The organism is Cedecea neteri (assembly GCF_000757825.1).
Taxonomy (GTDB): domain Bacteria; phylum Pseudomonadota; class Gammaproteobacteria; order Enterobacterales; family Enterobacteriaceae; genus Cedecea; species Cedecea selenatireducens.
On sequence record NZ_CP009451.1, the window covers coordinates 2510140 to 2523518 of the forward strand.

Annotated in this window: 9 protein-coding genes; 3 read left to right on the forward strand and 6 right to left on the reverse strand. The window is 53.9% G+C overall.

Annotation, left to right across the window (positions count from 1 at the left end; genetic code table 11):
• Nucleotides 1-137: 137 nt before the first annotated feature.
• The 4 genes from argH to argC all read right to left on the reverse strand — a co-directional run bounded on the left by argH (nt 138) and on the right by argC (nt 4635).
• Entirely contained in the window at nt 138-1511 is a 1374-nt protein-coding gene (argH, locus tag JT31_RS11600) for an argininosuccinate lyase (RefSeq protein ID WP_038476993.1), read from the reverse strand.
• 78 nt (nt 1512-1589) lie between these two features.
• On the reverse strand, nt 1590-2807 hold the full coding sequence (locus tag JT31_RS11605; protein ID WP_038476996.1) for an argininosuccinate synthase: 1218 nt from the start codon (nt 2805-2807) through the stop codon (nt 1590-1592).
• A 30-nt stretch (nt 2808-2837) separates the two neighbouring features.
• Nucleotides 2838-3614 (reverse strand): acetylglutamate kinase, encoded by a 777-nt coding sequence (gene argB, locus JT31_RS11610; protein WP_144244041.1) that lies wholly within the window; start codon nt 3612-3614, stop codon nt 2838-2840.
• Between the two features lie 16 nt (nt 3615-3630).
• Nucleotides 3631-4635 (reverse strand): N-acetyl-gamma-glutamyl-phosphate reductase, encoded by a 1005-nt coding sequence (gene argC / locus JT31_RS11615; RefSeq protein WP_038477002.1) that lies wholly within the window; start codon nt 4633-4635, stop codon nt 3631-3633.
• Nucleotides 4636-4821: 186 nt separating this feature from the next.
• On the opposite strand from argC, the gene argE reads away from it, so the two are divergent.
• The 3 genes from argE (at nt 4822) to JT31_RS11630 (ending at nt 10927) form a co-directional block, all read left to right on the forward strand.
• Nucleotides 4822-5973: an acetylornithine deacetylase gene (gene argE, locus JT31_RS11620; RefSeq protein ID WP_038477004.1), complete on the forward strand. Its 1152-nt coding sequence runs from the start codon at nt 4822-4824 to the stop codon at nt 5971-5973.
• Nucleotides 5974-6208: 235 nt separating this feature from the next.
• Nucleotides 6209-8860, forward strand: coding sequence for a phosphoenolpyruvate carboxylase (gene ppc, locus JT31_RS11625; protein WP_038477007.1), 2652 nt, complete (start codon nt 6209-6211; stop codon nt 8858-8860).
• A 333-nt stretch (nt 8861-9193) separates the two neighbouring features.
• Nucleotides 9194-10927, forward strand: coding sequence for a phosphoethanolamine transferase CptA (locus tag JT31_RS11630; RefSeq protein ID WP_038477011.1), 1734 nt, complete (start codon nt 9194-9196; stop codon nt 10925-10927).
• Nucleotides 10928-10999: 72 nt separating this feature from the next.
• Here the strand turns inward: JT31_RS11630 and JT31_RS23720 are convergent.
• Nucleotides 11000-12363, reverse strand: a protein-coding gene (locus JT31_RS23720) for an IS3 family transposase (protein ID WP_144244011.1) whose coding sequence is annotated in 2 segments (ribosomal slippage) — nt 11000-11886 and nt 11886-12363 — 1365 coding nt in all. Because the reading frame shifts where the segments join, the coding sequence is not laid out codon by codon here.
• An 82-nt stretch (nt 12364-12445) separates the two neighbouring features.
• A complete protein-coding gene (gene metF / locus JT31_RS11645; RefSeq protein WP_038477014.1) occupies nt 12446-13336 on the reverse strand; it encodes a methylenetetrahydrofolate reductase in 891 nt (296 codons plus the stop codon).
• Nucleotides 13337-13379: the final 43 nt, after the last annotated feature.

Sequence of the window (13379 nt, forward strand, 5' to 3'; positions counted from 1 at the left end):
CGCTTCGCTCTTACTTACCCGAGAACGAAGCGCGGCTGCAGAGACTCTCTGTTCTCTGAACCTGACGAATTATTAAAGCCAACGTGAACTTTTAGCGGACAGTATGTCCGCTTTTTTTTGTTCAAATTTCGAGGGGATTAGACCAGGCGCTGTTTGGCGTCAGCGATAGCCAGAGCAACCTGCTTCGGAGAAACGCCGCCTTTCGCGGCGCGTTTGTCGAGACAGGATTGCAGCGACAGGATCGGATAAACGTCTTCGCCAATGACCGCACTGAATTTCTGCAGATCGGCCAGGGCTAAGGCTTCCAGGGCTTTACCTTGTTGGATCGCTTCAACGACGGCCTCACCGACAATGTGGTGGGCTTCACGGAACGGTACGCCTTTGGCGACCAGGTAATCCGCCAGTTCGGTGGCATTGGCATAGCCCTGCTCGGCAGCTTCCTGGCAACGCGGACGTTTAACCTGAATGCCGTCCAGCACCAGCACCGACATATGCAGGCAGTCGAGCCAGGTATCGAGCGCGTCGAATAACCCTTCTTTGTCTTCCTGCATATCTTTGTTATACGCCAGCGGCAGGCCTTTCAGGGTCATCATCATGCCTGTCAGCGCGCCCTGCACGCGGCCACACTTGCCGCGGATCAGCTCCAGCGCATCCGGGTTTTTCTTCTGCGGCATCAGCGAAGAACCGGAAGTCACGCGATCGGACAGCTCAACAAAACCGGCTTCTCCGGTATTGAAGAAGATCAGGTCTTCTGCAAAACGGGACAGGTGAACCATGCCGATAGAAGCGTTGGACAGCAGTTCCAGCACGTGGTCGCGGTCAGATACGCTGTCGAGACTGTTGCGGGTTGCAGAAGCAAAACCTAACCAGCCAGCCAGCTGCTCACGGTCAATCTCATAGGCCGTGCCGGCCAGCGCGCCGCTGCCCAGCGGGCTAACGTCGAGGCGCTGCAAGGTGCTTTGTAAACGACTTTCGTCGCGAGCCAGCATCTCAACGTAGGCCAGGCACCAGTGTGCAAAAGTCACCGGCTGCGCACGCTGCAGGTGCGTATAGCCCGGCATCACGGCATCCTGGTTCGCTTCGGCGGTTTCAATCAGCGCCTGCTGAACCTGGCGAGTGGCCGCCAGCAGTTCGCTAACCTGCATTTTGCACCACAGTTTCAGGTCGGTAGCGACCTGGTCGTTGCGGCTACGGCCGGTATGGAGTTTTTTACCCAGCGTACCGACTTTATCGATAAGCTTGCCTTCCACCCAGCTGTGAATATCTTCCGCGTCGCTTTCCAGAATCGCCTGCGGATTGGCCTGTACTTCTTCCAGCAAAACTTTCAGAGCCTGCTCGAGCTGCTGCTGCTCAGCTTCGGTCAGCACGCCCACGGTGACCAGCGCTTTGGACCAGGCGACGGAACCTACGATGTCTTGCTCAGCTAAGCGATAGTCAAAGCGCAAAGAGTCATTGAATTGCTTAAACCGCCGATCGGCTGCCTGAGTAAAACGCCCACCCCAAAGTGCCATAGTCATGCTCCATTCATCATATTGATATTCGTTTGCCCCTCACCCACTCCCTGTCCAGGGAAAGAGTGAGGGTAAAAATTACTTCTTAAGTTCGTTCAGCGCACGGATACGAGAAGAGAGCGAGAACAGACGGATAAAGCCGCCGGCATGGCTGTGATCGTAAACTTCATCTTCGCCAAAGGTCGCAAATTCTTCGCTATACAGGCTGTTCGGTGATTTTTTCTGAATCGCCGTCACCTGGCCTTTATATAGCTGCAGCACAACTTCACCGTTCACTTCTTCCGCCAGCGACTCGGCAGAGGCCTGCAGAGATTTACGCAGCGGTGCAAACCAGCGGCCATCGTACACGACGTAGGACATTTCGAGGCCCAGTTGCTCACGCCATTTGAAGGAATCACGATCCAGCACCAGCTGCTCAACGCCACGCAGCGCGGCCATAATAATCGTGCCCCCTGGGGTTTCATAGCAACCACGGGACTTTATGCCCACCAGACGGTTTTCTACGATATCGATACGGCCAATACCGTGCTTAGAGCCAATCGCATTCAGGGTTTCCAGGCACTTGAACGGGCTCATCGCTTCGCCGTTAACGGCAACCACTTTGCCCTGCTTAACGGTAACGGTCACCTGCTCGGCCTGGTCCGGCGCTTCCTGCGGGTCAACGGTCCACACCCAGCAATCTTTGTTCGGGGCATTCCACGGGCTTTCCAGCACGCCGCCTTCGGTGGAAATGTGCCATGCGTTTTCGTCACGGCTGTAGATTTTTTCCAGTGAGGCGGTGGTCGGGATGTCACGCTCTTTCAGGTAGTCGAGCAGCGCTTCACGGGAACGCAGGTTCCACTCACGCCATGGCGCAACAACCTTCAGATGTGGAGCCAGCGCGGCCCAGGTGGATTCGAAACGCACCTGGTCGTTACCTTTACCGGTCGCACCGTGGCACAGCGCATCAGCGCCCACTTTGTTCGCTACATCTACCAGCGCCTTAGCGATCAGCGGACGCGCCATAGACGTACCGAGCAGGTAGCTGCCTTCATACAGCGCGCCGGTCTGCAGCACAGGGTAAACATAGTCGCTGATAAACTCTTCACGCGCATCCACGACGTAGCACTCAGTAGCCCCGGAGCGCAGCGCTTTCTGCTCAACGCCTTTCAGATCTTCACGATCCTGGCCGATATCCACCACGCAGGCGACCACTTCGCAGCCGCCGTAGTTCTCTTTCAGCCATGGAATGATGGCAGAAGTGTCGAGGCCGCCAGAGTATGCGAGAACGATTTTTTTGATGCCGTGATTTTGCATTGTCTTGTCCTTGTTAAAACTATTCTTTGTCTATGCCAGAATCCGGGTGCCAATAGCCACGCCGTTGAATAAAGAGGGTAGCTGATCCGCGTGGCGCCATGAGGCGATATCCACCGGGCGTCCCAGAGTACGGGCCGCATCCAGCGCCGCGTTCACTTTCACTATCATGCCGTCGGTAATAATGCCCTGCTGAATCAGCTGTTCGGCTTTGGCCGCCGTCATCTCGGCAATGCGCTGGCCTTTACCGTCCAGGATACCGCTCACGTCTGAGAGCAGAATCAGGTCCGCGCCGAGCGTGGCGGCAAGCGCTGTCGCCGCCTGGTCCGCATTCACGTTCATCAGCTCGCCTTCCGCGGTCACGCCGATGGAGCTAACAATCGGCAGGAAGCCGTTTTCCAGCAGGGTATTAATCAGTTTTGGCGAACCCGGTTTAGCCAGACCGACGTGGCCCAACGCTTCGTCAAGCTGGGTCACCGTGACGCTATCCCCGTCGCCGAGGCTCAGGCCGACGCCGTTAATGCCGTGCTTCTTTGCCCACGCCAACAGCGTCTTGTTAGCCGTACCCGCCAGCGCACCGGTAATAATGTCAATCTGGTCGGCAGGCGTAACGCGCAGGCCATTTTTCTTTTCCACCGGCAGCGCCAGCTTTTTCATCAGCTCATCCACCAGGCAACCGCCGCCGTGAACAATAACCAGCGGGCGCTGATGGGACTGACGATAGTTCACCAGCGCGGTAAACAGGCGCTCCAGCGCTTCTTCGCTATCCAGCAGTACGCCGCCTAATTTGATAATTAAAGGATTCATCATTTCACCCGACAGACGGTTAAATAAGAGACTGCGTTTCGGCGAAGCCAAAACGAATATTAAGACACTGTACTGCCTGCGCCGCGGCACCTTTCAGCAGGTTATCCTCGGTGGCAACGACAATCAGGTGCTCATCCTGCACGGCAAATCCGATGTCGCAGAACGGCAGGCCAACCACATTTTTGAGCGCCGGCACGCCATTTTCATACAGGCGAACCAGCGGCTTGCCGCCGTAGGCCTGGCTAAACGTCTCAGCGATTTGCTGCTGCGTTACGCCCGCCTTCAGGCGGCAGGTAATGGTCGCCAGAATGCCGCGCGGGAAATTGCCGAGGTGCGGGGTGAAAATGACCGACGCGCCAAGGTGGGTAGCAATTTCGGGCTGATGACGATGATTAAACACGCCATAGGGCTGCAGGCTAACTTCGCAGAAGCTGTTGGAAATCGCCGCCTTGCGCCCGGCACCGCTTACGCCACTGGTGGCGTTGATCACCGGCCACTGGCTCAAATCCAGCAGATCGGCGTCGATCAGCGGCTTCAGCGCCAGCTGAGACGCCGTCGGATAACAGCCCGGCACCGCAATTAAATTGCTCTCTTTCAGCTTATCGGCCTGCCACTCTGCCAGGCCATAAACCGCCTTTTCCAGCAGCTCAGGATGCTGATGGGTAAAACCGTAATAACGTTCATAAAACGCCGGATCGTTAACGCGAAACGCACCGGAGAGATCGATAACTACGCAGCCGGCAGCAAGGAACTGCGGGGCCAGGTCGTGGCTAACTTCATGAGCGGTGGCCAGGAATACCACGTCCACGCCTTCGCTAAACTCGCTGATGTCGGACATCGCCTGCAGCGGCAGATCGACAATGCCCTTTAATTGCGGATGCAAATCAGATATCAATTTACCTGCATCTGAACTTTGCGCTGAAACCGTCAAAGCGGTTATGTTCATATCAGGATGGCGATTCAAATAGCTCACAAGCTCTGCGCCTGCATAACCACTTGCACCCACAATCAGCGTATTCAACATCTGGGTCGTTCACCTTGTCTTTTCGGTCTGCTCAGAGTGCAAGCCTGACGCTTTCACCCACGTCCGTTAGCGTGGTTTTTTATTCACCGGAACGCTTAACTGTTCCTTTACGCTCAACGTTATTGTATTTTTATTCATAATTACTGCATGAATATTGATACTATCCTAACCTAAGGCCTGTCAACAGTGAAGATGAAATTACCCCCTTTTATCGACATCTACCGCGCCCTGATCGCGACACCTTCCATCAGCGCCACCGACAGCGCGCTGGACCAAAGCAATGAGTCTTTAATCAATTTACTCGCAGGTTGGTTCCGCGATCTCGGTTTTAACGTCGAAATTCAGCCTGTTCCTGGAACGCGCAATAAATTCAACATGCTGGCAAGCAGCGGCCAGGGCGCTGGCGGCCTGCTGCTTGCAGGGCATACCGATACCGTGCCGTTTGACGATGGCCGCTGGACGCGTGACCCGTTTACCCTGACCGAGCACGACAACAAGCTTTACGGCCTGGGCACCGCCGATATGAAAGGTTTCTTCGCGTTTATTTTGGATGCGCTGCGCGACGTGGATGTGACAACCCTGAAAAAGCCGCTCTACGTCCTGGCCACGGCCGACGAAGAGACCACCATGGCGGGGGCCCGCTATTTCTCTGAAACAACGGCTCTGCGCCCGGACTGCGCCATCATCGGTGAACCGACGTCTTTACAGCCGGTACGCGCGCACAAGGGCCACTTGTCGAATGCCATCCGCATTCTCGGGCAGTCCGGCCACTCAAGCGATCCGGCGCGGGGCGTGAATGCGATTGAGCTGATGCATGACGCGATTGGCCATATCCTCACGCTACGAAACACACTGAAGGACCGCTACCACCACGACGCTTTCACCGTGCCGTATCCGACCCTTAACCTGGGCCATATCAACGGCGGCGACGCGGCAAACCGCATTTGTGCGTGTTGCGAACTTCACATGGACATTCGCCCGTTGCCGGGCATGACATTAAACGATCTGAACGGTTTACTGACCGAAGCATTAGAACCGGTGAGCCAGCGCTGGCCCGGCCGTGTGACAATTTCGGAACTGCATCCGCCGATTCCAGGCTACGAATGCCCACCGGACCACCAGCTCGTCCAGGTCGTCGAGAAGCTGCTGGGTGCACAAACGGAAGTGGTGAACTACTGCACCGAAGCACCGTTTATCCAGACCGTATGCCCTACGCTGGTCCTTGGCCCTGGCTCTATCAACCAGGCACACCAGCCGGATGAATACATTGATACACGCTTTATAAAGCCGACCCGGGAATTAATTACTCAGGTGGTGCATCATTTTTGCTGGCATTAATAAATCGCGGTGAAAGGGGGTTTTACCCCCTTTTTAATCTGGATTTATCGCTATTCTTATAAGAAACGCTTATGAGCGAAGTTGGTAATTAAATTTCATAAATTCGCGTCATTTCTTCGTTTGCTGAAACGATTTCGTAGCAATTGACGAATGGTTAACGACGTGGCTTTATAAAAGGCGGTGTTGAACCTTCACGGGTGAAATTAAGTTACATAATAGATTGGGCTGGAGTCATATGAACGAACGCTATTCTGCTTTGCGAAGTAATGTCAGCATGCTCGGAAAACTGCTCGGAGATACCATCAAAGATGCGCTGGGGGAGAATATTCTCGACCGCGTAGAAACGATCCGTAAGTTATCCAAGTCCTCCCGCGCCGGTAATGAAGCCCATCGTCAGGAGCTGCTGAGCACGCTGCAGAACCTCTCAAATGATGAACTGCTCCCCGTCGCCCGTGCTTTTAGCCAGTTCCTTAATCTTGCCAACACCGCAGAGCAGTACCACAGCATCTCCGCGACGGGCGAAGCGGTCAGTAACCCGGAAGTTATCGCCAAAACGCTGCAAAAATTAAAAAATCAGCCAGACATCAGCGAAGCCGCAATTCGTGAAGCCGTTGAGTCCCTCTCTCTGGAGCTGGTGCTTACCGCTCACCCTACGGAAATCACCCGCCGTACCCTGATTCACAAATTGGTCGAAGTGAACAGTTGCCTGAAGCAACTCGACCACAGCGATCTCGCCGACTACGAGCGTAACCAGATAATGCGCCGCCTGCGCCAGCTTGTTGCTCAGGCCTGGCATACCGACGAAATCCGTAAACATCGCCCTTCTCCGGTCGACGAAGCCAAATGGGGCTTTGCGGTGGTGGAAAACAGCCTCTGGGAAGGCGTACCAAACTACCTGCGCGAGCTTAACGAGCAGCTCGAAGAGAACCTGAACTACAAGCTGCCGGTGGACTTCGTACCGGTACGTTTCACCTCCTGGATGGGCGGTGACCGCGACGGTAACCCGAACGTCACCTCCGAAATCACCCGTCACGTCCTGCTGCTTAGCCGCTGGAAAGCCACTGACCTGTTCCTGCGCGATATTGCGGTGCTGGTTTCAGAGCTGTCGATGGTGGAATGTACGGCGGAGCTGAGCGAGCTGGCAGGACCGGATGCGGGCCAGGAACCTTATCGTCACATCATGAAAGGGCTGCGCCAGCAGCTGCTTGCCACTCAGGCATGGCTTGAAGCCCGTCTGAAAGGTCAGCGCCTGCCCAAACCTGAAGGTCTGCTCATTCAAAACGAGCAGCTCTGGGACCCGCTCTATGCCTGTTATCAATCGCTGCAGGCCTGCGGGATGGGGATTATCGCCAACGGACAGCTGTTGGATACCCTGCGCCGCGTGAAATGCTTCGGCGTGCCGTTGGTACGCATTGATATCCGCCAGGAAAGTACTCGCCACAGCGAAGCGTTGGGCGAAATGACTCGCTATATTGGCATCGGTGATTACGAAAGCTGGTCAGAGGCCGACAAACAAGCCTTCCTGATCCGCGAACTGAATTCCAAGCGCCCTCTGCTGCCCCGCCAGTGGGAACCAAGCGCGGATACCCGCGAAGTGCTGGAAACCTGTAAAGTGGTCGCCGAAGCCCCGCGTGGTTCTATCGCGGCCTACGTTATTTCGATGGCCAAAACGCCTTCCGACGTGCTGGCCGTTCACCTGCTTCTTAAAGAAGCCGGTTGTACTTTCGCCCTGCCGGTTGCGCCGCTGTTTGAAACCCTCGACGACCTGAATAACGCCGACGACGTAATGACCCAGTTGCTGAACATTGACTGGTACCGCGGCTTTATCCAGGGCAAGCAAATGGTCATGATTGGCTATTCTGACTCGGCGAAAGATGCGGGCGTAATGGCTGCATCCTGGGCGCAATACGAAGCGCAAGATGCCCTGATCAAAACCTGCGAGAAGGCCGGGATTGCCCTGACGCTGTTCCACGGTCGCGGTGGCTCTATCGGTCGTGGCGGTGCACCTGCTCACGCGGCCCTGCTTTCACAGCCACCGGGAAGCCTGAAGGGCGGCCTGCGTGTGACTGAGCAAGGCGAGATGATCCGCTTCAAATACGGCCTGCCGGAAATCACCATCAGCAGCCTGTCGCTCTACACCAGCGCCATTCTTGAAGCTAACCTGCTGCCGCCGCCGGAGCCGAAGAAAGAGTGGATCCAGATTATGAATTCACTTTCGGCCACCTCATGCGAGATGTATCGCGGCTATATTCGGGAAAACGAAGACTTCGTGCCGTATTTCCGTTCCGCAACGCCGGAGCTGGAATTGGGCAAACTTCCATTGGGCTCTCGCCCGGCAAAACGCCGTCCAAACGGCGGCGTAGAATCTCTGCGCGCCATTCCGTGGATCTTCGCCTGGACCCAGAACCGCCTGATGCTGCCTGCCTGGCTGGGAGCCGGTGCTGCACTACAAAAAGTGGTGGAGGAAGGGAAACAAAGCGAACTGGAAACAATGTGCCGCGACTGGCCGTTCTTCTCCACTCGCCTCGGTATGCTGGAGATGGTATTTGCGAAAGCAGACCTGTGGCTGGCGGAATACTACGATCAGCGCCTGGTGAAGCCCGAGTTGTGGAAGCTGGGTAAACAACTTCGTGACCAGCTCGAAGCCGACATCAAGGTCGTGCTGGACATCGCCAATGACTCGCACCTGATGGAAGATTTACCGTGGATTGCCGAGTCTATCACCCTACGTAATATCTACACCGACCCGCTGAACGTCCTGCAGGCCGAGCTGCTACACCGCTCACGTCAGTCGGAAGAGAAAGGCGAAGAACCTGATGCCCGTGTAGAACAAGCCCTGATGGTCACCATCGCCGGCGTTGCCGCCGGGATGCGTAATACCGGTTAATTCTTTATTAACTACCTCTAAACCCCGCTTCGGCGGGGTTTTTCATTGCAGGCTAATTAAAAGGCTCATCATTATTGCAATTTGCCTTAACTATTTATTCTTCTTAAATAAAAAGACAATAAACATGCAAAAGTAGAGCCACCGTAAATCGTTGTGGAACAAGCTCCAAATTCCGCTGTCATTATCCAGACACATTTCCTATATTGTGCGCAAAAGTCACTCGTTTACGGGTGGCTTTTTTCGTCAATAAAAGCCACCGTAGCGTCCATAACTAAGGCTTACTTAAGGTTTTCTCATTACGGTTAATGATAATTTTTTAGCACAGGCAAGAGAATGCACTTCACATCGAACCCGCCTGAACGCAAGTTCAGCATTAAAGCCCTTGGATGGGTTTTACTTTATTTTTGGTATTTTTCATCGGTTCTGCAGATTGCCATATTATCAACAGGATACAGCGGTACAACGGGGCTGCGTGATTCCCTGCTGTTCAGCTCCCTGTGGTTTATTCCCGTCTTTCTGTTCCCACAGCGTACGCGCATTATCGCCGCCGCTATCGGCGTCGTTCTATGGGCAGCTTCGATTGCGGCTCTCGGCTATTACGTTGTTTACGGACAGGAGTTCTCACAAAGCGTTCTGTTTGTGATGTTCGAGACAAACGCCAACGAAGCCAGCGAATACCTAAGCCAGTATTTTAGCCTGAAGCTGTTGTTGATTACGCTGGCCTATACTCTGGTGGCAATCCTGCTTTGGACACGCTTGCGCCCGGTTTATATTCCAAATCCATGGCGCTGGCTGGTCTCCTTCGCCATCCTGTTTGGTCTGGTGCTTAACCCGGTCGGCAAAGAGTGGCTCATTAACAAACGCAGCATCGGCGACTCGTTCTCAAGTATTTCTTCTCGCCTTGAGCCAGCGGCACCGTGGCAGTTTATCGTCGCCTATACCGAGTACCGCCAGCAGTTGGACAGCCTGAACAGCATGCTCAATTCCAACAACGCGCTGCCGCCTTTGGCTAACCTGAAAGATGCCTCCGGCAACGCGCCGCGCACCTTAGTGCTGGTGATTGGCGAGTCGACACAGCGTGGCCGTATGAGCCTTTATGGCTATCACCGCCAGACAACGCCTGAACTGGACGAGCTGCACAAGACCGACCCGCAAATGACGGTGTTTAACAACGTCGTCACGTCACGTCCCTACACCATCGAAATTCTGCAGCAGGCGCTGACGTTTGCGGACGAGAAAGATCCGGACCTTTATCTGACCAAACCTTCGCTGATGAACCTGATGAAGCAGGCCGGTTACAAAACGTTCTGGATAACCAACCAGCAGACAATGACCGAGCGCAACACGATGCTGACGGTGTTCTCAAGGCAGACCGACAAGCAATATTATATGAATCAGCAGCGTACGCAGAGCGCACGCGAATACGACACTAACGTCCTGGCACCGTTTAAAGAGGTGCTGGCAGACCCGGCACCGAAGAAGTTCATTATCGTGCATTTGCTGGGTACGCATATTCGCTACGACTTCCGCTACCCGGAAAACTGGGGCAAGTTTGACGGTAAAACCGATGATTTACCTGCAGGTTTGAGCAAAGATCAGCAAGAAGCCTACAACAGCTACGATAACGCCAACCTGTTTAACGACCATGTGGTTTCCACGCTGATCAAAGACTACAAAGCCAGCGACCCTAACGGTTTCCTGCTCTATTTCTCAGACCATGGGGAAGAGGTTTACGATACGCCACCGCACCAGACGCAGGGTCGTAACGAAAGCAACCCAACGCGTCATATGTACACCATACCGTTTATTGTCTGGACGTCACCGACCTGGCAGCAGGCTCATCCGCGTGACTTCTCGGGCGATATAAACCGGAAGTACAGCAGCTCAGAACTGATTCATACCTGGTCTGATTTGGCCGGTTTAACCTACGACGGCTACGATGCAACGCGAGCCATCGCCAGCCCGCAGTTTGTAGAAGCAACCCGCTGGATTGGTAACCCGTATGAGAAAAACGCGTTAAGGGATTACGACTCGCTGCCTTACAGCGAGCAGGTAGGCAATCAGTAACGTCTTTTTCCAGTTAAGCAAAAAGCCCCGCGTATGTAAGTGGACTGACCCCATAAAGTTGGACAGTTCATGTTAAGCGGCTATCGGGGTCTGGGTTCGGTATTCTACCGGACTCAGGCCTTTTAATTTCAGACTGATCCGCTCGTTGTTATAGTAATGGATATAGTCCTCTATCGCCTTCCTCAGTTCATTCAGATCGCTGAACCTGTTCAGGTAAAAACACTCCGATTTCAGTGTGCCGAAGAAGTTCTCCATCACCGCATTATCCAGACAGTTTCCTTTGCGCGACATACTTTGTGTCATGCCCTGTGCCTTTAACCTTGCCTGATAGCCTGCCATTCGATATTGCCAGCCCTGATCCGTGTGCAGCAAGGGGCTATCTTCCGGGCTGAGCTTCAGGAACGCATCGCGCAGCATGCTATTAACCATCTCCATCACCGGCCTTTCCGACAGGCTGTAGGAGATAATCTCCCGGTTAAACAGATCGAGAACCGGCGACAGATACAGCTTTTTACCCTGTACTGAGAACTCGGTGACATCCGTGACCCATTTTTCGTTGGCTTTCGATGCCCCGAAGTTCCGGCCCAGGATATTGGGTGCAGCCTTGCCCACTTCCCCTTTCCAGGCACGATATTTCTTCACCCTTATCAGAGAACGGAGCGACAGTTCTGCCATCAGCCGCTGTACAGTTTTATGGTTCACCAGCAGACCCTGCCTTCTCAGCGAGAGCGTGATCCTGCGGTAGCCATAACGCCCTTTGTGATAGTGATAAATCTCTCTGATTTTGGCTTTCAGCCCGGCATGCCTGTCTGCTCGCTTCAGCGCATTGATATTGTGATACCACGTACTGCGGGACATGCCCGCTGCACGAAGAAGATCACTGAGCGCATACTCCAGCCTTAGTTCGTTGATTATTGCGGCTTTCCGCCGTTTTTCTCGCTTTGAACTAAGGCCTTCAGCTTTTTTAGATAGGCATTCTCTGCTCGCAGGTAACGAAGTTCAGCCCGCAACTCTTCGGGAGATAACTTATCCAGCGCAGCATCGGTAAGTGGAGGTGTTTTTTTGGGTTTTGTCATGTCCTTGCTCCGGCCAGGTTTTATGCTCAGAAGTCCTTTTTCACCTGCGTCTTTGTAGACATTCACCCAGTGCCGGACAACGGTTTCAGTGGAGATATTAAACCGTGCGGCAGCTTCGCGCATCGAAAGTTCTTCAGCGAGAACCGTGCGTACGACAGCAATCCGGAACGCCGGAGAATGGCGGTCATTTTTCCAGGTAATGCCATCAATACCGTGGAGTTGCCAGGCTCTTACCCAGCGTCGCACTGATGTTCTTTCAACACCAAAACGTTCAGCGGTACGATGTGTTCCATCTTTTCCGGCAAGGTAGTGTTTGACTACAGCTAATCTGGTTTCGAGGGAATATTTTGGCTTTGCCATAAAAAACTGCACCTTACTCAGTTGGGTGTCCAACTTTTGGGGTGCAGTCCAAAGCGGGGCTTTTTTTATCGAAAATAAACGGTTACAGCGCCGGACGAACACCTAAAGTGTGGCAAATCGCATAGCTCATTTCCGCCCGGTTCAGCGTGTAGAAATGGAAATCCTTCACGCCTTCACGGCTGAGTATCTTGACCATATCCATCGCGATATTCGCCCCAACCAGCTGGCGTGTTTCTGCGTCGTTGTCCAAACCTTCAAACATCTGCGCCATCCATGAAGGAATGCGTACGTTAGTCATGTCGGCAAATTTCTTCGCCTGTCTGAAGTTAGATACCGGCAGGATGCCAGGGATGATCTCAACATCAATTCCGGTCGCGGCACAGCGGTCGCGGAAGCGAAGATAACTTTCAACATCAAAGAAGAATTGAGTAATCGCGCGGTTAGCCCCGGCTTCAATTTTACGACGCAGGTTAAGTAAATCCGCCTGGGCACTTTTGGCTTCGGGGTGTACTTCCGGGTAGGCCGCAACGGAAATATCAAAGTCGCCGACTTCCTTCAGCAGAGCCACTAAGTCAGAGGCATACATATCCGGTTTTCCGCTGTCAGGCGGTAGATCGCCCCGAAGCGCAACGATATGGCGGATACCACTGTTCCAGTAGTCCTGCGCAATAGCGCGAAGTTCATCGCGTGTCGCATCAATACAGGTGAGATGCGGAGCCGCCTCAAGGCCGGTGCGATCTTTTATGCCTTTAATAATGCTGTGGGTACGGTCTCGTTCACCGGAGTTTGCGCCGTAGGTAACGGAGACGAACTGAGGTTTCAGGCTGCTCAGTCTGTCGATTGACTTCCACAGGGTCTGTTCCATTTCACTGGTGCGCGGCGGGAAAAACTCAAAGGAAACGTTAATATGCCCCGCCACTTCGGCCAGACTCTGATTCAGCGCTTCCCGCTGGTTGGCGTGAAAAAAGCTCATACCCTTACCTCATCAATCGCATCATTATTGTGTGTTATTGCAC

Coding starts and splice junctions, on each gene's coding strand:
- argH (WP_038476993.1), bottom strand. CDS start 1,511: ATGGCACTTTGGGGTGGGCGTTTTACTCAGGCAGCCGATCGGCGGTTT.
- JT31_RS11605 (WP_038476996.1), bottom strand. CDS start 2,807: ATGCAAAATCACGGCATCAAAAAAATCGTTCTCGCATACTCTGGCGGC.
- argB (WP_144244041.1), bottom strand. CDS start 3,614: ATGATGAATCCTTTAATTATCAAATTAGGCGGCGTACTGCTGGATAGC.
- argC (WP_038477002.1), bottom strand. CDS start 4,635: ATGTTGAATACGCTGATTGTGGGTGCAAGTGGTTATGCAGGCGCAGAG.
- ppc (WP_038477007.1), top strand. CDS start 6,209: ATGAACGAACGCTATTCTGCTTTGCGAAGTAATGTCAGCATGCTCGGA.
- JT31_RS11630 (WP_038477011.1), top strand. CDS start 9,194: ATGCACTTCACATCGAACCCGCCTGAACGCAAGTTCAGCATTAAAGCC.
- metF (WP_038477014.1), bottom strand. CDS start 13,336: ATGAGCTTTTTTCACGCCAACCAGCGGGAAGCGCTGAATCAGAGTCTG.